This is a genomic window from Candidatus Enterococcus courvalinii, from assembly GCF_017315945.1.
GTDB lineage: Bacteria > Bacillota > Bacilli > Lactobacillales > Enterococcaceae > Enterococcus_B > Enterococcus_B courvalinii.
Window position 1 is genome coordinate 1 of the sequence record NZ_JAFLWI010000001.1, and the last position, 20766, is coordinate 20766.

The following is a 20766-nucleotide window of genomic DNA, read 5'->3' on the forward strand; positions in this document are numbered from 1 at the left end:
TTCGAGTCCTTGGGTCTTTTTTATTTACTATTTCTTGAATGATTTAAGTAAAATGGCTGTTAGCCTACTGAGCCTTTTTGACTATTGTCGCTAAGCTTATTCCCTTATTTTATTCACGCACACTTAGCTTATAAAATGTCATTCTTTTTTTAGAGAGTCTATCCCCTAAAACATATGATAAAATTAAATAAATGAATATTATTTAAAAATAAAAAAATGAGGATTGTCATCATCTTTAGCAGAGGAGTTATTAAATTGAAAAGGGTTTCACTGATATTCATAGGCACACTTATGATAGGAGTTTTTGTAGGATGTTCTACAACACAAAAAGCAAGTAATAACAATGAACCTCAAGTTGTGGAGGAGACAAAAAAGGAAAGTTCAACAACTAATAAAGAGCAAATTACAGAAATGACACAACCAAATAAACCAACAACAGATATGGAATTCATCGATATATCTGGAACTTTTTATACTACGTCAGGTGATACCGCAAACGTAAAATTATTAAGCAGAAATAGGTGGGCAGTATCTTATTCAACTTTAGAAGGTGATGTTAATGCTACTTTTGAAACGAACTGGGAAAATTCCGGTCAGGAAAAACAATCAAAAACACCAATGAAAAAATCTGATGAATATTCTGGATTTCATGTGCTCGTAAGGTATGTAAATGCAGCAGATATTGAAATCATTATGGAAGATGATGACCCTACTCATAAAATGGTCTTTACTAGACAAAAACCAAATGAAAATGAAAACTATGAAGTGGTTCTACAGGGAGACCTCTCTCCCTTTGCTGGTCAATTTTCAAGTGACTATTTCAACAAGAAAATTGTAGACTCTGGATTTACTTTAGGTGGCTATGCCCCAGATGATTATTACAATAATAGAACTACTGTATTCCCTACACTATCTAAAAATGGCTATTGGAATGGAATTACTTCCCACGGAAATTATGAAATAAAAGCATCTGATATGCCGCAAAAAACAAATGGCTATTTTGAAGTACGGGTACACGGAACTAATCCAGTAACTAATTATGGAGAGCTAACCTTCTTCTTAGTTCCACCAAATGTAAATGGTCCTGATGGAACCTTGAGTAATGATAGACGAGTTTTCCAAGTACTTTTTGATGGCAAGTTACGTTTACTTGAGTATCAAAAAGAAGATTGGTGGAAAGAATATCAATCACAATAAAAATTTTAATTAGGGCTCCTAATTTCTCTCCTAGAGTGATTCTATTTTAAGATTTTTCAGGAGATAATTGATAAAATCGAATGTAAACAAAAAGCCAAGAATGCTATAGTAGCAGCATTCTTGGCTTTTTTTGTTTGGCCATTTATCCCACAGACCCTTCCATCTCATAACTGATCAAACGATTGAGTTCAACCGCATATTCCATTGGAAGTTCTTTAGTGAATGGCTCAACAAAGCCCATCACAATCATTTCCGTTGCTTCTGATTCAGTCAAGCCACGGCTCATCAGATAGTAAAGCTGCTCTTCAGAAATTTTTGAGACTTTCGCTTCGTGTTCCAAAGAAACTTGGCTGTTGTGGATTTCATTAAATGGAATCGTATCTGATTTTGATAGTTCATCCATGATAATCGTGTCACATTCAATATGGGAAATAGAACCTGCACTATCTTTAGCAAAGGTTACTTGTCCACGATAATTGACTTCGCCACCGTCTTTTGAAATTGATTTTGAGACGATAGAGCTTGAAGTGTTTGGTGCATTGTGAATCATTTTAGCACCGGTATCTTGGATTTGGTTTGCACCAGCAAAAGCGATTGATAGCATTGTGCCTCGAGCACCTTTTCCGTCTAAGTAAACACTTGGATATTTCATTGTTGTTTTCGCACCAAGGTTTCCATCAATCCATTCAACTGTTGCGCCTTCGTAAGCTTTTGCCCGTTTTGTTACTAAGTTATAGACATTGTCAGACCAGTTTTGGATAGTTGTATAGCGACAATAAGCATCTTTTCTGGTATAAATTTCAACAATCGCCGCATGTAAACTATTACTTGAATAAGTTGGTGCCGTACAGCCTTCCACATAGTGAACACTAGCGCCTTCATCAACAATAATTAATGTTCGTTCAAATTGTCCGGTATTTTCTGCATTGATTCGGAAGTAAGTTTGTAAAGGAACATCTACTCGAACACCTTTTGGTACATAAATGAATGTACCACCTGACCAAACAGCAGAGTTCAGTGCAGCCAATTTGTTGTCAGTTGGTGGAACTAATTTAGCAAAATACTCCTTGAATAATTCTGGATATTCTTTCAACGCCGAGTCTGTGTCAGTAAAAATAATCCCTAATTTTTCGAATTCCTCTTTCATGTTGTGGTAAACCACTTCTGATTCGTATTGAGCTGAGGCTCCCGCTAGATAAGCACGTTCGGCTTCAGGAATACCGATTTTTTCAAAGGTTTCTTTGATTTTTTCGGGCACATCTTCCCAATCACGAGCGGGTTTATCACTTGGTTTTTGATAATATTTGATGGCTTCAAAGTCAATATCAGACAAGTCAGGTCCCCAAGTTTGCATTGGCATTTTGTTAAACGTTTCTAATGACTTCAAACGAAAATCGAGCATCCATTCTGGTTCTTCTTTAATTCGTGACATTTCACGAATAACTTCTTCGGTTAAACCTTCTCCGGTACTGAAAACAGGTTGCACATCATCGTGAAACCCAAATTTATATTCTTCTAATTCTGGTACGCCCATATTCTCACTCCTCTTCTTTATGGTAATGGTGGGCTGTCGCCGTGCCATTTTCGGTCACTGCTTGACTTAACGCTTTCCAAGCAAGTGTGGCACACTTGATTCTGGCTGGAAACTTCGCAACACCACTTAACATGGCTGCATCACCTAATTTTTCTTCATCGGTGACTTCATTTCCTTGAACGAGTTGTAAAAATTCAACTGTTAAGTGTTGTGCTTCAGCAACGGTTTTACCAATTACGGCATCCGTCATCATGGAAGCACTGGCTGTACTGATTGAGCAGCCACTCCCATCAAATGCGATATTTTCAATCACGCCATTTTTCACATCTACTTGTAATTCGATCACATCACCACAAGTTGGATTGTTTAGTTCAATTTTATTCGTTGACTCGGTCAAACTTCCACGATGATGTGGATGGGAAGAATGATCTAGAATCACTTGACGATAAAGATTGTCTAATTTAGATAGTCCCATGTTGGAAAAACTCCTTTGTTGCGAGAATTGCTTCAACTAATCGATCGGCGTCTTGCTTAGTATTGTAGAAATAAAAACTTGCGCGAGCTGTTGCGGGTACCTGCAAATACTTCAATAATGGTTGCGCACAATGATGTCCTGCTCGCACTGCTACACCTTCCATGTCAAGAGCTGTTGCCACATCATGAGGATGCAAGTTTTCTAAATTGAACGCAATCACTCCGGTGCGTTTTTCTGGCTCTTGCGGTCCATAAATCGTCAATCCTTCAATTGCTTGAAGTTTAGGCAACACATAGGCTACAATTTCTTCTTCATAACGATGGATTTCTGCTAATCCAATCGTTTCCAAATAATCAATCGCATGTCCCAGTGCAATGGCGCCAGCAATGTTTGGTGTTCCGGCTTCAAATTTCCAAGGCAGTTCTTTCCATGTGCTATCGTAAAGTTCAACGAAGTCAATCATTTCGCCACCGAACTCAACGGGTTCCATTTGTTCGAGCCAAGTTCTTTTGCCATATAAAACACCAATTCCAGTTGGTCCACACATTTTATGACCACTAAAAGCATAAAAATCACAATCAAGTTCTTGAACATTGATTGGCATATGTGGTGCAGCTTGCGCCCCGTCAACCACGATTACGCCACCTTTTTCATGAACGATTTCTGCTAATTCTTTTACTGGATTTTTGACACCTAAAACATTGGAAACATGGGCGATTGCAAGAATCTTTGTTTTTGCTGTAATTTTTTCTTTGGCATCAACCATATCAAGTAATCCTTCTGGTGTTAACTCGATATACTTTAAGGTTGCGCCTTTTCGTTTAGCTAATTGTTGCCAAGGAATGATATTGGAGTGATGTTCCATATAAGAAAGAACGATTTCGTCTCCTTCATGAATGAACTCTCCAAAACTCCGTGCAACCCAATTTAAACTTGTCGTCGTCCCACGTGTGAAGAGAACCTCTGCTGTTTCATTTGCATGGATAAACCGACGAACTTTTTCTCGAGCAGCTTCGTATTCATGCGTGGCACGTTCTGCTAAAGTATGCACGCCACGATGTACATTCGCATTATCTTTCTCATAATAATTGGTTAGTGCATCTAACACTTGCTTCGGTTTTTGGGTCGTTGCAGCATTATCCAAATATACCAAGGCTTCATCATTTACTTCTTGAAATAAGATAGGAAAATCAGCGCGTAATTTTTCTGCATGAATCATGCATTCAACTTCCCTTCAATAACTTCAATCAATTCTTTTTGCACTTCTTCAACAGGAATAGCCGTTAATACCGAACCAAGGAATCCACGAATAACTAAGCGTTCAGCTTCTTCCTTATGCAAACCACGGCTCATCAAATAATACATTTCCTCTGGATCTACGCGACCAACACTAGCAGCATGGCCAGCAGTTACTTCATTTTCGTCAATCAAAAGAATTGGATTGGCATCACCACGTGCTTTATCTGAAAGCATCAAGACACGACTTTCTTGCTGTGCATCTGCACCTTTTGCGCCTTTTAAGATGTGCCCAATTCCGTTGAATGTTAACACACCTCGTTCACGAATCACGCCATGTTGTAAAATGTGACCAATCGTATGTGGTGCTTTATTCGTCACACGTGTATCAATTCCTTGCGTTTGTTTGCCGCCACTAATGGCAACGATTTTCACTTCAGAATGACCACCTTCGCCAACTAAATCAGAATCAAAGTCAGCAACAATATTCCCATCATTCATCACACCAATTGCCCAATCTACAGAAGCATCGCGTAAAATATGACCACGGCGATTCATATAAGCTGTCACATTTTCACCTAACTGATCAACTGCGGAAAACTTCACTTTTGCTCCAGCTTTCGCAATGACTTCTACCACGATATTTCCGGAAACTTTTGCTAGTTGCTCACCCGTTGTTTGGAAACGTTCAAGGTAAGAAAATTCACTGTGTTCATCCGCAACAATCAAGACATGTTTAAAGAAATGTTGATCAATTGCACCATCTTGAATAAATAAAGATTCAATTGGTTCTTCAATCACGATATTTTTTGGTACATAAAGGAATAACCCACTATTCATAAATGCTGCGTGCAAGGCAGTTAACTGATCTTCATCCATATTGACAGCTTTTGTCATATAGTATTCTTGTACTAATTCAGGATACTCTTGCATTGCAGTAAAGATGTCAGTGAAAATCACACCTTGTTCTGCTAATTCTGTCGATAATTGTTCAAAAACAGTCCAAGTTCCCTGTTGTACCAGCACTGGATTGTCTTTCATTGTATCAAATGCAGCAACATTCCCAGCGTCTGTCACAACATCTGCCAGTTCTTTGACCTCAAATAATGGCCAACGAGCAAATTTTACTCGTTCAATTTTTGGTAAAGCCAACTCATTCGCTTTTGCTAATGCTTGTTGACGAAGCTCTGTCATCCAAGCAGGCTCTCCTTTACTCAAAGAAAAGTCGTTGACCGCGTCAAGATGGTCGAGCCAGTTTTTCTCTTTCATTCCTGCTCCTCCTTACGCTTCTTCTTCTTTGTAGTCGATTCCTAATTCTTTACTAATTCCAGCATAGCCCTCTGCTTCCAAACGTTTTGCTAAATCAGCATTTCCAGTCATTACAACGCGACCTTCCATCATGATATGAACCACGTCAGGAGTAATATAGTTCAACAAACGTTGATAGTGAGTGATGATTAATGCTCCAAAGTTTTCACCGCGCATTTCATTTACACCTTTTGCTACTACTTTCAACGCATCAATGTCTAAACCTGAATCGATTTCATCTAAAATAGCGAATGTTGGTTCAAGCATCAGCAATTGTAAAATTTCATTACGTTTCTTTTCACCACCAGAAAAGCCTTCGTTCAGATAACGCTCAGCCATTTCTTCAGGCATGTTTAATAAATCCATTTTTGCATCTAATTTTTTCAAGAAAGTCATAACAGACATCTTGTCATCTTCATCACGTTTTGCATTGATAGCTGCACGCATAAATTCTGCATTAGTGATTCCTGGAATCTCACTTGGATATTGCATTGCTAAAAATAACCCTAGTCGTGCACGTTCATCCACTTCTAAGTCTAAAATATTTTTCCCATCGAATAAAACTTCGCCTTCGGTTACTTCATAGTTAGGGTTCCCCATGATAGCAGCAGATAAAGTTGATTTACCTGTTCCATTTGGTCCCATGATTGCGTGGATTTCGCCCGTTTTCATTACTAAATTAACGCCTTTAAGGATTTCTTTATCCTCGATAGATACATGTAAATTTTTTACTTCTAAGACAGACATGCCAAATTCCCTCCAAATTCTCTTTCGTTCTCACCCATTTTAGACTAATTGAGAATGAAGCGCAATGTTCTAACCAGCCGAAATTAGAATAACTTTCACTTATTCTAAAAAAAGTTTTATTTTTACATTGTAATTTGTATAAAAAGAAAGAGTCAGCGAACAAGTTCTTGTTTGCTGACTCTTTTATGAAATATCTATAGTTGTGTGTAGTGAAGTTTGTCGTGGACTTTATTCTGGTTTTCTTCAAAATAATCCCAAGTTTTCCAAAAATATGAGTAGCTATGTGGGTAAAGCTTATCGCTTGGCGCCTCAACCTTTATCCACGGTGCTCCCAAAACAACTCCTCCACATAGCTTACATTCACTCCAAAATATGAAAAGCTATTTTGCGTGCCTGCTCGCTATCTTTTCGGAGCTAAACGTTTTGCGCCACAACCTTTTTTCACAATTTTTTATTTTGCATCTGCTGAAACTGGCTTCACAGAACCGCCCCATTTTTCAGTAATCCATTTTTGAACATCATCACGGTGTAACACTTCGATCAAAGCTTTAATTTTCTTGCTATCTTTATCTTTTGAACGTGTCGCAATAATATTTACATAAGGTGAGTTGTCTTTTTCTAATAGCACGGCATCTTCTAATGGATTCAAACCTGCACCATAAGCAAAGTTCGCATTGATTGCAACTAAGTCACCTTCACCATTTTGGTAAGTTGACGCAAGTAAAGAAGGATCGATTGTATGGTTGAATTTTAAGTTTTTAGGGTTTTCTGCAATGTCATCAAATGTCGCTGTTTCAAGGTCCACACCGTCTTTGACCTTCACTAAATCAGCATCTTGTAAGATTGTGATGATCCGTCCCCAGTCAGATTCTGAGTTTGAAGTAATGATTGTCGCACCATCTTTTAATTCAGAGATATCCTTGATGGATTGAGAGTACAAGCCCATTGGTTCAATGTGGATCGCACCTGCATTCGCAAAGTCATATCCTTTTTCTTTGATTTCTTTGTTTAAATAAGGAATATGTTGGAAATAGTTTGCATCAATGTCGCCTTCTTCAAGCGCTTGGTTTGGTAACACATAGTCATCAAACTTAACGATTTCAAGGTTGATGCCTTCTTCTTTCAATAATGGTTGTACGTGCTCAAGAATTTCTGCATGTGGTGTTGGCGATGCACCAACTTTTAATGTTGTTTCATCCGAGCTATCTTTTGCACTGTCATCTCCGCTATTCCCGCAAGCTGCCAAACCTACTGTTAATAAAAGTGCTGCTGCTAATCCAAAAATTTTCTTTTTCATCCTAATATCCCCCTATTATTTATTCTTATCTTCTATCTGTTTTCTTCGTTAAGAAATCTCCAATTCCTTGAACAACGAATACAATAGCTAAAATAATCAATGTTGCAACAAATGTCACTGTCAAATTACCACGTTGGTAGCCCTCTTGCCAAGCCAAACCACCTAGTCCGCCAGCACCAATCGCCCCTGCCATTGCGGTGAAACCAATCATTGAGATCGTCGTTACCGTTAATCCTGAAATCAAAGCAGGCACACTTTCAGGAATCAACACTTTCCAAATGACTTCCCAATAACTTGCGCCCATTGCATCTGCGGCTTCAAGAACACCTGGACTTACTTCACGAAAAGCAATTTCAACTAATCGTGCATAAAATGGCGCTGCAGATAAGACCAATGCTGGAATTGCTGCTTGTGCGCCAAGCATCGTGCCAACGATTGCTTTTGTAAATGGAATAATCAATACCATCAAGATCATGAATGGTGTAGAACGGAAAATATTACTGATAATTGAAACAATGCCATATACGATACGCGCATAAGGTTTCTTTTTTCTACCAATCGAATAAAGGACTAAACCTAAAACCAATCCAATAACTGTAACTAAAACCATCGAAATCAATGTCATGTATAAAGTATCAACAATTGCTTGCTTCATTGTATCTGCATTGATTTGGCTAAAATCTAAATATGTTTCTGAAAAGCTTTTATCCATGGTGAATCACCTCTACTTCTACGCCTTGTTCGGTAAAGAATACTTCTGCTTGATCTAATTCTTTTTCTACACCTGTCATCAAAATCGTTAAGGAACCAAACGAACCTTCCTTTGCTTGTTTGATTTTGCCATAAACAACATTGATATCCACGTTGTAACGACGAACTGCCTGAGATATTACTGGTTCATTCGCATTATTTTCGTCAAACGTTAGCGTAACTAGGCGGCCATTTGGATTTTCCTTGATCAATTCAGCTAATAACTCAGTAGAGTCAGCTTCTGGTTCAATATCTTGTTGAACAAAACGTTTGGTTACTTCTTGTTTTGGATGACGGAAGACACTGAGAACCTCGCCTTCTTCAACTACTTTCCCAAGTTCCATTACAGCAACCTTGTTACAAATCTTACGAATAACATTCATTTCATGTGTAATCAAAACAATTGTTAAGTTTAGTTTTTTGTTGATTGCCAATAATAGGTCTAACACTTCTTCCGTTGTTTGTGGATCGAGTGCACTAGTAGCTTCATCACATAATAAAATTTCTGGATCATTCGCCAATGCACGCGCGATCCCAACTCTTTGCTTTTGACCACCAGATAATTGTGCAGGATACGCATCTCCTCTACCTTCCAACCCAACAAGTCCCAATAATTCTTCCGCTCGTTGTCGACGTTGCGCTTTTGGTATGCCTGCAAGTTCGAGCGGCAACTGGATATTTTCTAATACTGTACGTGACCATAACAGATTGAAATGTTGGAAAATCATTCCGATTTTTTTACGAAAAGTACGTAACTCTTTATTTTTTAATTTTGTGATATCTTGATTATTTACAATTACCTCGCCACTGCTAGGTAGCTCAAGTCCATTCAATAAGCGGACTAATGTACTTTTTCCGGCGCCCGAGTACCCAACGATCCCATAAATATCTCCCTTTTCGATACTTAAAGACACATCGTTGACAGCATGAATTGCTCCGTTTTTCCCACCAAAAGTCTTTTCGACATTGGTCAATTGGATTAGTGCCATATTTTTCCCATCTTTCTTCTCAAAATTTTCTTAGATAAACAAAAAAGCTTCCGCCCATTTGCTCCGTTAAGCAAAAGGACGAAAGCATAAACTTCCGTGTTACCACCTTGATTCGTTAATGCTTTGCAGCAATAACCTCTTTACAGTACTTGAATAATCAATCGCATACTGCCGTGCTATAACGGGCACTCCCGTAGTAAGTTCGCTTGTGCTCACTCACTCTGCTCTAAGACCATCTTCCATCTCATGTTCGTTACCCATTTTCAGCGAACAGGGCTCTCTTCAAACGTCTGTGAAATGTACTCTTCTTTTCAAAGCTTTCATGTAATTGCCTTTGATTATAGCAAGTAGAAATTCCAGTGTCAACAATTTTTAAAACGAACTAACTGAAATGAACTGTGATTACAAACGATCAAAGTCTTGAGAATCAACATCTTTAAAACTTAAGATCCAAGCATTCATCTCATCTTCATCATTTAAAATATTGATGTCAGCATCGATTTTTTCATTTACAGAAGAAATCGTTCCTGTAATTGGGCTGGCAATTTCACTAACCGCTTTTTCCGCTTCAACTTCAAGCAACGGTTCCCCTTTTTGATACGTCTTGCCAACTTTTGGTAAGTTGATAAAAGTCACTTGTCCCAATTCTTCTTGTGCCTCATTCGTTAATCCGATGCAGTATTCTTTTCCGTTAAATAAAACCCAAAGATTTTCAGTTTTCTTCAAATGTTTGCCTGCCATGTTAAACTAACGCTCCTTCATAAGTTTTTTCATTATAACCAACTGTTACTACTTGATCTTCTTTTACTAAGAGTGGACGTTTGATCAACATTCCATCAGTTGCAAGTAGCTTGCTTGCTTCTTCGATCGAAAAACCATCGATTTGTGATTTCAAACCTAATTCGCGATATTTCATCCCGCTCGTATTGAATAAACGACGCATCGGTAAATCAGTATTTGTGAGCCAAGTCTCAATCGTTTGAGCTGTGGGTGTTTCCTGAACCATATCTACTGCTTGATAAGCGATTTGATGTGTATCTAACCACGCTTTTGCTTTTTTACAAGTCGAACATTTTGGATACCAATAAAATGTGTACAACCTTTTACCTCCTAGATGTTTTGTCAGGTGTCTCATTTTGGAAACGCATAGATAGAATCAAACCAATCCCAATCATATTTCCTAAAATAGACGAACCACCTTGACTAATAAATGGTAGGGGAATCCCCGTTAATGGTAATAAACCAATATTTGCGCCAATGTTTTCAAAAACATGGAACAACAACATCATGATTAAGCCACTAGCGATATACGCATAAAATTCATTATTTGTATCAAAACAAACGCGAATCATTCGATAAATCAAAATAAAATATAAAAAGATTACGAACGCGCCGCCAATAAAGCCAAAGTTCTCACCAATCACCGTGAAAATCATATCTGATTCACGAACAGGCACATATACATCACTGGTATTGAATCCTTTACCTAGTAAGCCACCAGAACCAATAGCTAGTAACCCTTGAGCTGGTTGGTAACTCATCCCCGACGTATCATGGAAAGGATCTAGCCAAGAATCGATCCGCGCAAATTGGTAAGATTTAAAACCAACCTTGTATAATAAATCTCTTCCGCCTTCTGTTGTAACTAAGTAGATCAGTCCTGCCCCAACAACTAAAGCGATCACTACGACAGGTATAACAATTTTCCAAGAAATCCCCGACATCAAGAAAATCCCACCGAAGATAGCCAAGAAAACTAACATCGTTCCAAAATCATCTTGAGCCATGACTAAAGCTAAAACAGGTAATGTTACAAGCAGCATTTTAGCAATCAGCCATAAATCGTTTTGAGTCGTTCGTTCTTTCAACTGGCTATTATGCTTGGTCACAATCAACGCCATCATCAAAATATACGCAATTTTCATCAATTCCGCTGGTTGAAAAGTGAAAGAACCAAAACTAAACCAGTTTTTTGATCCAGTTACCAATGCGAGCTGTTTATCATAAAATTTGAGTAACAACCCCATAACAACTAACCCCAGACCATATAAATAGGGTGTTAACTTCCAAATCCACTTGGAATTCAGGTGCATAATAACAATAATTGCTACAGCTCCAACCATGTACCACACGGTCTGCATCACTACTCCCCGAAGAACAGATGGATTATTCGGATCATGACTAAGTGCTACGTATAAAGAAAGTAATCCAATTAAACATAAAAGGAACACTGGTAAAATGACACCATAGTCAATCCGATTATCGTTTGACGCTCTTTTTTTCTTTTCCATGTTTCATCCCTTTTCCTAAAAACCATACTGCTATTTATTATAGCGGTCTGATTCTATAATTGAAAGTCTCAGCAAATGAGATTTGGGAAAAAATTAACTTTCCATTTTTCCCCTGAAAAAATTACTAACCGAAAAAACTTTGTCTAACTATTTTCATACTGTTCATTATAGATCAAAATCGCTTTTGCAATGTCCAATAAGCGCTCCGAAACTAAATTTGTTCGCTGAACTAGATAAAACTTACGTTGATAATCTAATAACGTTGAAGGCACATTTTCTGGTACCGCACGTTTTGAAAGAATCGAGCGACCAATACCTTCTTTTAATAATGCAGCAATCACTTCATTACTCTTTACTAACATTCTTCTCCCATGAATATTTTTTTCTTCAAAATACCGTTGTGTATAATGGAACACTCCCGAAGTTGATTCTCTGACTAACCAGAGGTCACTCTCTGGATTCCCCGCCACAACTAATTCATCTGACATGAGTGAATTTCTTTGGACACCAGAAGTTTCGAGTGGTTTTTCGATAAAGCCAAAATCCGCTTCATGCTTTGCTACTTGATTCAAGGCATCATGTGAATTAGCAAATGCGATCACAAAGTTCACCTTGGGAAATTTTGGAATCAAATATTTCATCACTTTTGGCAATAAATAAACAGAAAAAGTATGTGAAGCAACAATTCGACAAATCTCTTCTTCATTTTGTTCGTCTAATAATTGTTGTCTTGTTTCATCCCACTCTTCTAATAAAACCAATGTACGCTCATAGAGAATATCTGCTTGTTTCGTTGGCATCATTTCTTTGCGCCCATTTCGTTGAAATAATGTCACTCCGAGATCTCTCTCTAATTGTTTGACCTGACTTGAAACAGCTGGTTGTGACAAAAATAAAAGTTCTGCTGTTCGAGAAAAGTTTCGAGTTTCGTACGCAACCCGAAATGTAGCTAATAATTTAAACATACGCTCACTCCTATAATTTTTCATTATAATAACTATAAAAACTATTTGATTTAAATATACAAGAAAATCACTATAATAGGAAATGTAAAAACTTCAACATTTTTTACAGTAAACGTTCTTCTCAAAAAGGAAACACTTGATAACAACTTTCTATTCAACACGTAAAGGAACATAAGGCATCTCTTTCTAACCCAGTTTTATAAAAGAGTACCATCCAACTCTTTACTTTATGTAGAATTCTTTTTTGAGAAGCCTTAGTTGATTTTTGATCAATAAACGATAAATACAATAAAAGGAGAGTATAAATGAAGAATTTTTTAAAAATCATTCCTGTCCCTATTTGTGGATTGATTCTTGGTTTAGCTTCTTTAGGTAACTTATTCAAAGAGTATCATTTGGTCCCTATAGGCAACTTACTAGGTATCATTAGCATGGCCTTGATGTTACTAATTTTAGGAAAGCTATTTCTATTATTTGATCACACAAAGCAAAGTTTACATGATCCAATCATCGGTTCTGTTTCACCAACATTCACGATGGCACTTCTAGTTTTGTGTACATACTTTGTTTCTTTTCAAAGTATTGCACCCATCGTCAAATTGATTTGGTTGGCTGCTGTGATTTTTCAAGTTGTACTGGTCTTATATTTCACCTATCGCCATGTAGTGAAAGCTGATCTTTCCATTGAAGTGATTTACCCAAGCTGGTTCATTATTTATGTCGGTTTTGGCGTAATCACTGTTACAGCTGGAAACTTTTTCCCTCTTGTTGGAAAAATATTCTTCTGGTTATCGCTTGCCTGCTATGTATTCTTATTACCAATCATCCTTCGAAGAGTCTTTTTCGTAAAGAATATGGCACAACCGACATTACCATTGATCACTATTGTTGCAGCACCAGGCTCTCTATGCTTGACTGGCTATTTGAAAAATTTTGAGCATCCAAATCTTTACTTGGTGCTTACATTATTCTTAGTATCACAGATTTTGTATTTCATTGTGCTTTCTATGTTGCCACGCTTATTGAAACTCCATTTCTATCCAAGCTACGCAGCTTTCACTTTCCCATTAGTAATTTCAGCAACAGCTTTGTTTTCTACCGTACATTATTTTGAACTACACGGCTTTTCCGTTGGTCTTTTAAATGTTTTAAAAGTGGTAGAATGTGCAATTGCAACAAGTATGGTCTTATATGTACTTGGCCATTATTTGCTTTTCTTACTAAAAGAACATAGAAAACAGAAACAATTCACTGTAAACGAATGGGTCTAATGTTTTTCATTTCTAGCTTTTTAACTTTTAACTTTTGTCTTTTTCAACTTTTGTTTTTCAATTGTTGATTAAGGCAGAAGTATTTTTGCGTTTTTGTCAGGAAATCCAATTAATGCTACGATAATCAAGGTGTTTTTTATCCGAGGATTATTTTATTTTATTTATGAAAGGAAACACAGACTCATGAAATCTCAGCTCTTTTATTTAAAAATGATGAAAAAATTAGGAGGACGCAAGATTCTTCCAGGATTGTTACTGGCGGTCTCAGTAGCCGCTGTTAGCAAGATTCTTGCTATATTCTTACCTCAACTTGGTGCAGCAACTTTAGCCATATTATTAGGTATTTTACTAGGTAATACTTTTTTCAAGCAACCTAGTCTTGCAATAGGAACAAGATTTGCTGAAAGCAAATTGCTAGAATGTTCTGTTTTCCTACTTGGTGCAACTGTTACTGCTCAAACAATTGCGCACATCGGAACGAAAGGTGTGTTGTTTGTCTTATTGCAAATGAGCGTTACAATCATTGGTGCTTACCTGATTGGAAGAAAGCTTCAGTTTAGTGAGACTTCCTCACTTATGATGGCTGGCGGGAACGCCGTCTGTGGATCATCTGCAATTGCTTCTATCGCACCAGTGATCTACGCGGATGAAGAAGAAAAAGGACAGATCATCACGCTGGTTAATCTTTTAGGAACTGTTATGATGTTAACACTTCCGTTTCTGGGTTTACATTTATTTGGTGACAACCTGATTGAAAAAAGTGCTCTTTTAGGTGGCACACTTCAATCTGTTGGACAAGTTGTTGCAGGTGCGAGTTTATTAGATGCTTCAGTAGTTCAATTTGCTATGCTATTTAAAATTTTACGTATCATGATGCTAGTCGTTGTTGTGTTTTTATTTGAAAAATTTATGCAGAAAAAGAATCCTGAAATCATAGCAGATCAAAAAAGAACAGGTACAAAACGAAAATTACCTTTGCCATGGTACGTCTTGGGCTTCGTCCTCTTTTGTATCGTCAATAGCTTATTCAAACTTCCGGCAATTATTGGTCAATCCGCACACTTTATCAGTAATTGGTTCGAAATCACTGCTTTAGCAGCAATTGGATTACGTTTGGATTTTGCAAAATTCATGAAAGAAGGTACAAGATTTCTTTCTTACGGATTAGCTGTTGGTATCCTTCAAACCATCATGGCCTTGTTCTTTATCTGGCTGATCCAACTTTAAGATAAACAACACCGTAAACAACTTAAAAAACTTGAAATCATCCAGTAATTTGTCAATGGATGGTCTCAAGCTTTTCTTTGTTTATAGGGTATTTCTACTGATTTTTGTGTTTTACTTTTACACCTTCAAGTTCCAGTAAATTTTTTTTGATTTGCAATGCTTCCTCTTTTTTCCCCATATACCCCGTTAACTGACCATTTTGTCCAATCACTCGGTGACAAGGGACAATAATTGGTAGCGGATTCACACGATTCGCTTGTCCAATTGCTCGGACAGCTTTAGGATTACCAATTGCTTGAGCGATTTCTTTGTAACTGCGGCTTTCCCCATAAGGAATATCAATTAATGCTTGCCAAACATCTTGCTGGAAGGCTGTACCTGTTTTAATCGATAATGGAACTGTAAACTCTTCTCGCTTCTCTGCAAAATACTCTGTGAATTGTTCTTTTGCTAAATGCAAGATTTCCTGATTAGCATTTTCACTCTCTTCAATCGGAGTAAAACTAACTTTTGTTACTCCTTTTTCATCCGCGTCAAACCAAAGATTTCCAACAATTGTGTTCATCTTCATTATTTTCTTTGTGCCTACTCAACAGATTTATGGTAGGCTTTCCTCCTTCGAATTCTATGTAAAATTCATGTTTTAAACTATTTCAAAAGTTTGTTTCATCATCTACTATCTCAAGAAAAATTGCAACTCGTATTAGTTTTCTTCCTAATTTTTAGCAATTTCTTTAAAGAAAAATTTTTTAAATTTTAAATGAAATGCTACACTAGACCTATCAATAATAAAAAGCTCTACTACTCAAATTATCAACTAACCAAGTACTAGTTGTTGAGCAACAGAAAGGAACAAACGAATGAAAGTCTCTATCGTCGTCCCCTGCTTTAATGAAGAAGCAGCAATTCCACTTTTTTTCCAAGAAGTTGAAAAATATCGTGGCACTTATACTTTTGAATACTTGTTTATTGATGACGGGTCCAAAGATCAGACCTTATCTGTCATCAAAGAATTAGCCGCTGCACATGATTCCGTGCGCTTCGTCTCATTTTCCAGAAATTTTGGAAAAGAAGCAGCATTATACGCCGGCTTGCAAGCTACAACGGGTGATTTAGTCACCGTCATGGATGTTGATTTACAAGATCCACCTGAATTGTTACCTGAAATGATTGAACGAATCTTGACCTCTGATGTTGACTGCATCGGAACAAGACGATCTACTCGGGAAGGCGAACCCGTGATCCGGAGCTTTTTTGCCAAAAAATTCTATCAATTGATCAACCGAATCAGCGACACGGAAATGGTGGATGGCGCCCGTGATTTTCGTTTGATGACGCGTCAAATGGTCAATGCTGTTTTAGAATTAACGGAATACAATCGCTTTTCTAAAGGTTTATTTAGCTGGGTTGGTTTTAAAACAGAATATCTTTCTTATGAAAATCGTGAACGTGTAGCTGGAGAAACTTCATGGTCTTTTTGGAAATTGTTAAGTTATTCGATTGATGGCATCATCAATTTTTCTGATGCCCCTCTAACATTAGCTGCATTAATTGGTGCACTTTCTTGTATTGGTTCCGGAATTGCGATCTTATTCATCATTGTTCGTGCTCTTTTATTCGGGGACCCCACATCCGGCTGGCCTTCGATGGTTTCTATCACCTTATTTATTGGTGGAATCCAGTTGTTGTGTCTTGGAATTATTGGAAAATATATTGGAAAAATTTTCCATGAAACCAAACGCCGCCCTATTTACATCGTTCGAGAAACTGAAAAGATGAAGCCTCATCAAATTGATTCTCACTAAAAGATACGTCAATCAATGCACATTTTTTTAACGAGACTAAGACTAAAATAAGTCCTAGTCTCTTTTGTATTTTATAAAAAGACATAGAAAAAACCATCTCACTGATACGAGATGGTTCAGAACTAAATTTTTTGTAATTGTTTGTAGTTAATGATAACTACGCCTTTGCTTTGGGTCATCAGGTTGGCATTTTCAGCAGTTTCATCAATCTCAACCACTGCAGAATTCTTAAGCTGCTTTGAAATCGTGCCAGTTTGTGGCTTTCCATGTACTGTAAAAGTGACGTGAGTGTCAATTGTAAATTTTTCACCCAATTCTGACGGGACGACATGTGTATCAAATTTTCCAAAAGTTGCCATTTCATAAAACCTGCCTTTCATTACAATTATAGCACATTTTATGAAAAAAATCATGAAATTGAGAAAATCTATGAATATCTCTTTACATTAATTAAATTTGGGTTTATAATTTCTTTGGCTTTCGCCAGCTTAGCTCAGTAGGTAGAGCAACGCACTCGTAACGCGTAGGTCACAGGTTCGATCCCTGCAGCTGGCATAAAAAGGTCGTGGCACAAAACGTTCAGCTCCGACAAAATAACGAGCAGATACTCAAAATAGCTTTCCATATTTTGAAGTGGCTGTAAGCTATTTCGAGGAGTTGTTTTGGGAACACCGTGAATAGAGGTCGTGAAAGAAGTGTCCAGCTCCAACAAATAAGAATACATTTTCGGAAATTGCTTCCCAAATTTTCGTGAAATTTAGGGTTATTAGAAGGAGTTACTTCTTGAGCACCGTGGATAAGGTTGTGGCGCAAAGCCGTTAACTTCAAGTAATAAAAAAATTTTCTAGAAATAAAAAGTAGCCGGCATAAAGCGCTTGGCTCCTAATCAAACAACTGTATGAGTCTTGGACATTCTCTTGTCCTAGGCTCCTTTTTGTAGCAAAAATCACTTATTTATTTCATATTCAATAATCCTTCATAGTAAAAGGAAGTTTACCCATGATGAAAAATTATCAGTTTGAATCAAAAATTTATTCTTCTGAAGTTGGTAAAGGTGGTGCCTATGCCATTTTCCCTTACGATGTCCGAGAAGAATTTAATCAAGGACGCGTAAAAGTCCATGCTACTTTTGATGGTGAAGAGTATCAGGGAAGTATTGTAAACATGGGCGTGAAAAATGAAGACGGCAGTATTTGCTATATTCTTGGCATCAAAAAAGAAATTCGCAAGAAAATCAAAAAAGAGATTGGCCAGTTGGTTACAGTAACAATCTCCCCACTTTTATAAAATAAATTCCTCATTTAAAACCTGTAATTAAAAACACCTAGCTTCTGATATCAGAAGCTAGGTGTTTTATTGATTAAACAACTATAAGCTGTTTAATTATTTTGTTCCAAACAATCGGTCACCCGCATCCCCTAAGCCAGGAACGATGTAACCTTGTTCATTTAATTTTTCATCAAGAGCGGCTGTGTAGATATCAATATCTGGGTGTGCTTCTTGTAAAGCTTTCACGCCCTCTGGTGCAGCAACAAGACAAACAAATTTAATGTTTGATGCGCCACGTGCTTTCAAAGCGTCAATAGCCATGATTGCTGAACCACCAGTTGCTAACATTGGATCAACTACAAATAATTGACGTACGTCGATATCTTCAGGTAATTTAACGAAATATTCGTGTGGTTCTAATGTTTCTTCATCACGATATAAACCAATATGGCCAACTTTAGCAGCAGGAATCAATTCTAAGATTCCATCAACCATTCCAATCCCTGCACGCAAGATTGGTACAATTGCTACTTTTTTACCTGACAATGTTTTTTGTGTTGATTCTGTAATTGGTGTTTCAATGACGATATCTTCTAGCGGCATATCACGTGATACTTCATACGCCATTAACATAGCGATTTCATCGACAACTTCACGAAAAACCTTTGTTCCGCAGTTTTTGTCTCGAATAATAGTCAGTTTGTGTTGAATTAATGGATGGTCGATCACTTGAAATTTGCCCATTTTTAGCTCTCCTTTGTTCTGTCGTTTCTTTTTTATTTTAAAACAAAATTCTCAGTTTAGCTAGTCCGAGTTGCCTTTTTCCTGAAGAAAATCATGGCGTAGTTCAATTTGTTTAAAACGAATCAGTTACATTTTTGAGGAAATCACTCCACTCTTATCAAAATCTTCGTTCTTCTTCATTTACTTGTTTTGCTCTATGCTAATCCACTGCTCAACTTTCACTTGGTCAGGAAACACATGAGAAACAGTGTTCAACAAAAAAAGAGGTAGGACAAAATTTTGTCCTACCTCTTTTTCCGAATGAACAGTATTCCAAGACAGCTTCTCACTATAATTTACAACAAGCTAAGAATATAAAAACTATTTATTTAGAATACAGCGGATATTTTTGAGTCAACTCACGAACACCTTGTTTCACTTCGTCTAATTGCGCATCGTCACCTTTAGATTGCAAAGCTTTCACAACAAGTTCAGCTACTTGAGCTGCATCTTCTTCTTTAAAGCCACGTGTAGTGATTGCGGGTGTCCCAATTCGGATACCACTTGTTTTGAAGGGACTCAACGTTTCAAATGGAATGGAGTTTTTATTTACTGTGATATTCACACTATCTAAAATCGCTTCTGCTTCTTTCCCATTAAGACCCATCTCGCGAACATCAATCAACATCAAATGGTTGTCAGTGGCACCAGAAATAACACGTGTACCTGTTGCTTGGTTGAACACTTTAACCATCGCTTTCGCATTAGCAACAACTTGCTCGCTATATTCTTTGAACTCTGGTGTTAAAGCTTCTTTAAAGGCAGCCGCTTTTCCGGCAATCACATGCTCCAAGGGACCGCCTTGGATTCCTGGGAAGACAGCACTATTGATTTTTTTCGCTAATTCTTCACTGTTTGTTAAAATCATTCCACCACGTGGACCACGAAGTGTTTTATGTGTCGTTGTTGTTGTAATATCCGCATACGGTACTGGGCTCGGATGAACACCAGCAGCTACTAAACCAGCAATATGCGCCATATCAACCATTAATTTTGCACCAACTTCATCAGCAATTTCTCTGAATTTCGCAAAATCAATTTCTCTTCCATAAGCACTAGCACCTGCAACAATTAATTTTGGATGGTGTTTTCGTGCTAAGATTCGTACAACATTGTAGTCAATGACTTCTGTTGTTGGATCAACGCCGTAAGCCACAAAATGATACGTTTTCCCACTGAAATTCACTGGTGATCCATGCGTTAAATGTCCACCTGCAGAAAGATCCATACCTAAAATCGTATCACCAGGTTCTACCAAGGCAAGGTATGCCGCAGTATTTGCTTGTGAACCAGAATGTGGTTGAACATTTGCAAATTTGGCACCAAATAATTCTTTGGCACGGTCAATTGCTAAGTTTTCCACGATATCGACAAATTCACAGCCACCATAGTAACGATGTCCAGGATATCCCTCAGCGTATTTGTTTGTTAAAATACTTCCTTGTGCTGCCATCACCGCTTCAGAAACAACATTCTCAGAAGCAATCAGCTCCAAATTATTTTCTTGTCGCTCTTCCTCACGTGCAATTGCATTCCATAGATCAGGGTCAAACGTTTTGTAGTCTACCACAAACAACAGCTCCTTTTAACTAGTATACTGCATTGTATCATACTAAAAATTC

The 20766-nt window shown here is 37.5% G+C and carries 21 protein-coding genes, 1 tRNA gene and 1 other annotated feature; of the genes, 6 read left to right on the forward strand and 16 right to left on the reverse strand.

Annotation, left to right across the window (positions count from 1 at the left end; translation table 11 throughout):
- Positions 1-255: 255 nt before the first annotated feature.
- Positions 256-1197, forward strand: coding sequence for a hypothetical protein (locus tag JZO71_RS00005; protein ID WP_206897549.1), 942 nt, complete (start codon positions 256-258; stop codon positions 1195-1197).
- Positions 1198-1339: 142 nt separating this feature from the next.
- Here the strand turns inward: JZO71_RS00005 and sufB are convergent, their stop codons facing one another.
- The 12 genes from sufB to JZO71_RS00065 form a co-directional block, all read right to left on the reverse strand.
- On the reverse strand, positions 1340-2731 hold the full coding sequence (gene sufB / locus JZO71_RS00010; protein WP_206897550.1) for a Fe-S cluster assembly protein SufB: 1392 nt from the start codon (positions 2729-2731) through the stop codon (positions 1340-1342).
- A gap of 4 nt (positions 2732-2735) precedes the next feature.
- A complete protein-coding gene (gene sufU / locus JZO71_RS00015; protein WP_206897551.1) occupies positions 2736-3206 on the reverse strand; it encodes a Fe-S cluster assembly sulfur transfer protein SufU in 471 nt (156 codons plus the stop codon).
- Positions 3193-4425 carry a cysteine desulfurase gene (locus JZO71_RS00020; protein WP_206897552.1) on the reverse strand — a complete coding sequence of 411 codons (1233 nt, stop codon included), beginning with the start codon at positions 4423-4425 and terminating at the stop codon, positions 3193-3195. The genes sufU and JZO71_RS00020 overlap by 14 nt, the downstream gene beginning before the upstream one ends.
- A complete protein-coding gene (gene sufD / locus JZO71_RS00025; RefSeq protein ID WP_206897553.1) occupies positions 4422-5711 on the reverse strand; it encodes a Fe-S cluster assembly protein SufD in 1290 nt (429 codons plus the stop codon). The genes JZO71_RS00020 and sufD overlap by 4 nt, the downstream gene beginning before the upstream one ends.
- 12 nt (positions 5712-5723) lie before the next feature.
- Positions 5724-6497: a Fe-S cluster assembly ATPase SufC gene (gene sufC / locus JZO71_RS00030; RefSeq protein ID WP_206897554.1), complete on the reverse strand. Its 774-nt coding sequence runs from the start codon at positions 6495-6497 to the stop codon at positions 5724-5726.
- 451 nt (positions 6498-6948) lie between these two features.
- Positions 6949-7794, reverse strand: coding sequence for a MetQ/NlpA family ABC transporter substrate-binding protein (locus tag JZO71_RS00035; RefSeq protein ID WP_206897555.1), 846 nt, complete (start codon positions 7792-7794; stop codon positions 6949-6951).
- A 25-nt stretch (positions 7795-7819) separates the two neighbouring features.
- Positions 7820-8506: a methionine ABC transporter permease gene (locus tag JZO71_RS00040; RefSeq protein WP_206897556.1), complete on the reverse strand. Its 687-nt coding sequence runs from the start codon at positions 8504-8506 to the stop codon at positions 7820-7822.
- Entirely contained in the window at positions 8499-9533 is a 1035-nt protein-coding gene (locus tag JZO71_RS00045) for a methionine ABC transporter ATP-binding protein (protein WP_206897557.1), read from the reverse strand. The genes JZO71_RS00040 and JZO71_RS00045 overlap by 8 nt, the downstream gene beginning before the upstream one ends.
- A 71-nt stretch (positions 9534-9604) precedes the next feature.
- Positions 9605-9857: a binding site (T-box leader), on the reverse strand.
- Positions 9858-9935: 78 nt separating this feature from the next.
- Complete coding sequence (locus tag JZO71_RS00050; RefSeq protein ID WP_206897558.1) at positions 9936-10274, reverse strand: glycine cleavage system H family protein; 339 nt, start codon at positions 10272-10274, stop codon at positions 9936-9938.
- Between the two features lies 1 nt (position 10275).
- Positions 10276-10632 carry an arsenate reductase family protein gene (locus tag JZO71_RS00055; protein WP_206897559.1) on the reverse strand — a complete coding sequence of 119 codons (357 nt, stop codon included), beginning with the start codon at positions 10630-10632 and terminating at the stop codon, positions 10276-10278.
- Positions 10633-10636: 4 nt separating this feature from the next.
- Positions 10637-11824 (reverse strand): FtsW/RodA/SpoVE family cell cycle protein, encoded by a 1188-nt coding sequence (locus JZO71_RS00060; RefSeq protein ID WP_206897560.1) that lies wholly within the window; start codon positions 11822-11824, stop codon positions 10637-10639.
- A 143-nt stretch (positions 11825-11967) separates the two neighbouring features.
- A complete protein-coding gene (locus JZO71_RS00065) occupies positions 11968-12789 on the reverse strand; it encodes a LysR family transcriptional regulator (RefSeq protein ID WP_206897561.1) in 822 nt (273 codons plus the stop codon).
- Between the two features lie 305 nt (positions 12790-13094).
- On the opposite strand from JZO71_RS00065, the gene JZO71_RS00070 reads away from it, so the two are divergent.
- Positions 13095-14060, forward strand: a complete 966-nt coding sequence (locus JZO71_RS00070; protein WP_206897562.1) for a TDT family transporter — start codon at positions 13095-13097, stop codon at positions 14058-14060.
- Positions 14061-14243: 183 nt separating this feature from the next.
- Positions 14244-15287: a YeiH family protein gene (locus JZO71_RS00075; protein ID WP_206897563.1), complete on the forward strand. Its 1044-nt coding sequence runs from the start codon at positions 14244-14246 to the stop codon at positions 15285-15287.
- 94 nt (positions 15288-15381) lie between these two features.
- On the opposite strand, the gene JZO71_RS00080 is transcribed toward JZO71_RS00075, so the two are convergent.
- On the reverse strand, positions 15382-15858 hold the full coding sequence (locus JZO71_RS00080) for a methylated-DNA--[protein]-cysteine S-methyltransferase (RefSeq protein WP_206897564.1): 477 nt from the start codon (positions 15856-15858) through the stop codon (positions 15382-15384).
- A gap of 289 nt (positions 15859-16147) precedes the next feature.
- Here JZO71_RS00080 and JZO71_RS00085 point away from each other — a divergent pair, with 289 nt between their 5' ends.
- A complete protein-coding gene (locus JZO71_RS00085; protein ID WP_206897565.1) occupies positions 16148-17092 on the forward strand; it encodes a glycosyltransferase family 2 protein in 945 nt (314 codons plus the stop codon).
- A 122-nt stretch (positions 17093-17214) separates the two neighbouring features.
- Here the strand turns inward: JZO71_RS00085 and JZO71_RS00090 are convergent, their stop codons facing one another.
- A complete protein-coding gene (locus tag JZO71_RS00090) occupies positions 17215-17451 on the reverse strand; it encodes a hypothetical protein (protein WP_067482796.1) in 237 nt (78 codons plus the stop codon).
- Positions 17452-17574: 123 nt separating this feature from the next.
- Here JZO71_RS00090 and JZO71_RS00095 point away from each other — a divergent pair.
- Both JZO71_RS00095 and JZO71_RS00100 read left to right on the forward strand, forming a co-directional pair.
- Positions 17575-17647 (forward strand) — tRNA-Thr (locus JZO71_RS00095).
- 447 nt (positions 17648-18094) lie between these two features.
- On the forward strand, positions 18095-18379 hold the full coding sequence (locus JZO71_RS00100) for a DUF1905 domain-containing protein (protein WP_206897710.1): 285 nt from the start codon (positions 18095-18097) through the stop codon (positions 18377-18379).
- 96 nt (positions 18380-18475) lie between these two features.
- On the opposite strand, the gene upp is transcribed toward JZO71_RS00100, so the two are convergent.
- Together upp and glyA are read right to left on the reverse strand one after the other, a co-directional pair.
- Positions 18476-19105 (reverse strand): uracil phosphoribosyltransferase, encoded by a 630-nt coding sequence (upp, locus tag JZO71_RS00105; RefSeq protein ID WP_067482804.1) that lies wholly within the window; start codon positions 19103-19105, stop codon positions 18476-18478.
- Between the two features lie 364 nt (positions 19106-19469).
- Positions 19470-20714, reverse strand: coding sequence for a serine hydroxymethyltransferase (glyA, locus tag JZO71_RS00110; RefSeq protein ID WP_206897566.1), 1245 nt, complete (start codon positions 20712-20714; stop codon positions 19470-19472).
- Positions 20715-20766 lie beyond the last annotated feature (52 nt).

Excerpts from the sequence above, each read along its gene's own strand:
- sufB (WP_206897550.1), bottom strand. The coding sequence starts at position 2,731 with ATGGGCGTACCAGAATTAGAAGAATATAAATTTGGGTTTCACGATGAT.
- sufU (WP_206897551.1), bottom strand. The coding sequence starts at position 3,206 with ATGGGACTATCTAAATTAGACAATCTTTATCGTCAAGTGATTCTAGAT.
- JZO71_RS00020 (WP_206897552.1), bottom strand. The coding sequence starts at position 4,425 with ATGATTCATGCAGAAAAATTACGCGCTGATTTTCCTATCTTATTTCAA.
- sufD (WP_206897553.1), bottom strand. The coding sequence starts at position 5,711 with ATGAAAGAGAAAAACTGGCTCGACCATCTTGACGCGGTCAACGACTTT.
- sufC (WP_206897554.1), bottom strand. The coding sequence starts at position 6,497 with ATGTCTGTCTTAGAAGTAAAAAATTTACATGTATCTATCGAGGATAAA.
- JZO71_RS00035 (WP_206897555.1), bottom strand. The coding sequence starts at position 7,794 with ATGAAAAAGAAAATTTTTGGATTAGCAGCAGCACTTTTATTAACAGTA.
- JZO71_RS00040 (WP_206897556.1), bottom strand. The coding sequence starts at position 8,506 with ATGGATAAAAGCTTTTCAGAAACATATTTAGATTTTAGCCAAATCAAT.
- JZO71_RS00045 (WP_206897557.1), bottom strand. The coding sequence starts at position 9,533 with ATGGCACTAATCCAATTGACCAATGTCGAAAAGACTTTTGGTGGGAAA.
- JZO71_RS00050 (WP_206897558.1), bottom strand. The coding sequence starts at position 10,274 with ATGGCAGGCAAACATTTGAAGAAAACTGAAAATCTTTGGGTTTTATTT.
- JZO71_RS00060 (WP_206897560.1), bottom strand. The coding sequence starts at position 11,824 with ATGGAAAAGAAAAAAAGAGCGTCAAACGATAATCGGATTGACTATGGT.
- JZO71_RS00065 (WP_206897561.1), bottom strand. The coding sequence starts at position 12,789 with ATGTTTAAATTATTAGCTACATTTCGGGTTGCGTACGAAACTCGAAAC.
- JZO71_RS00070 (WP_206897562.1), top strand. The coding sequence starts at position 13,095 with ATGAAGAATTTTTTAAAAATCATTCCTGTCCCTATTTGTGGATTGATT.
- JZO71_RS00075 (WP_206897563.1), top strand. The coding sequence starts at position 14,244 with ATGAAATCTCAGCTCTTTTATTTAAAAATGATGAAAAAATTAGGAGGA.
- JZO71_RS00080 (WP_206897564.1), bottom strand. The coding sequence starts at position 15,858 with ATGAAGATGAACACAATTGTTGGAAATCTTTGGTTTGACGCGGATGAA.
- JZO71_RS00085 (WP_206897565.1), top strand. The coding sequence starts at position 16,148 with ATGAAAGTCTCTATCGTCGTCCCCTGCTTTAATGAAGAAGCAGCAATT.
- JZO71_RS00090 (WP_067482796.1), bottom strand. The coding sequence starts at position 17,451 with ATGGCAACTTTTGGAAAATTTGATACACATGTCGTCCCGTCAGAATTG.
- JZO71_RS00100 (WP_206897710.1), top strand. The coding sequence starts at position 18,095 with ATGAAAAATTATCAGTTTGAATCAAAAATTTATTCTTCTGAAGTTGGT.
- upp (WP_067482804.1), bottom strand. The coding sequence starts at position 19,105 with ATGGGCAAATTTCAAGTGATCGACCATCCATTAATTCAACACAAACTG.